Here is a 1,085-nt window from a genome sequence, read left to right on the forward strand (position 1 = left end):
GGCGCTACCGGCGTTGGCAGCGAACTAGCCGGAGTCCAGGTTCAGCTTCAGGATCCCGCCGTAATTTCCGTTGCAGCCGGAACTAACGTGCTCTTTGATACAACGGTTAGCAATCAGTCAACCGCTATTTCCTATGACCCGCTTACAGGCGCACTAGCAATTACCGAATCGGGTATTTACTATATTGCCTGGTGGGTTGCTGCTGACGGTATCCAGGGCGGAACGGCAATCGTCCCAACATTCGCTATTACTTCATCCGCAGGAGATAACATTCAGGCATCAAGTCCTATTATCAGCGGCCAGCTTTCCGGCAACGCACTGCTGGCCATCACCGCAGCCCCGGGCAGTCCGGTAACTTTACAGCTGATCAATGCAACCGACAGCCTTATCGGTTATGGAATGACGCCCGTCAAAGCAGATCTAACAATCATTAGTCAAACGCCTATATAGCTTCTAGGCTATCGCGCAAGCTGGCTTTCTGCCGGAACATTTGTCTAGTTGTGTCACCATACTACGACAAATTTATAGCATAATAAGGATGATCATTTAAAATCTGGAGGTAGTAAAAAATTGGATACTCTCGCGCTTCAATTGAGAAGGCAATTAACGGGTACTGTCGCTTCAAGCGCCAATGTTGTCTTTGAAACCACACTAACCACTTATGGAGCTGTGGCTTATAACCCGCTTACTGGAGAAATAACAATTAATAAAACAGGTAGATACTTTATCAACTGGTGGGTGGCGACTCAGAATACCCTGTCACTAACCGTTTCTTTTTCGATTGTGACATCACAGGGTGATAATATTGCCGGGGAAGCACCCGTCAGAGTAGGGGAAGTTACTGGGTTTGCCCTGCTTCAAGTCGATACCGCGCCGATTACGGTAAGACTGGTTAATTCAGGTACCAATCCTGTAGTCTTAGCGACCGGGACAATAAACAAAGCCTATTTATTACTAAGTGAAGTTCAGGAAGATACCGAAGGTGTAACAGGACCTGCCGGCGACACCGGGCCGACAGGCGCTACCGGGCCGGCAGGCGACACCGGGCCAACAGGCGACACCGGGCCGGCAGGCGACACCGGGCC

General features: G+C 50.1%; 2 protein-coding genes. Both read left to right on the forward strand.

The window, feature by feature from the left end; translation table 11 throughout:
* Positions 1-450, forward strand: a 450-nt coding sequence (locus BLR06_RS19710) for a hypothetical protein (RefSeq protein ID WP_217636946.1), incomplete at its 5' end; no start/stop codon positions are given.
* Positions 451-570: 120 nt separating this feature from the next.
* Positions 571-1,085 (forward strand): collagen-like triple helix repeat-containing protein (locus BLR06_RS19855; RefSeq protein ID WP_217636947.1); only part of this gene is annotated, 515 nt, incomplete at its 3' end.

Origin of the sequence: Dendrosporobacter quercicolus, from assembly GCF_900104455.1 — a bacterium.
GTDB classification, from domain to species: domain Bacteria; phylum Bacillota; class Negativicutes; order DSM-1736; family Dendrosporobacteraceae; genus Dendrosporobacter; species Dendrosporobacter quercicolus.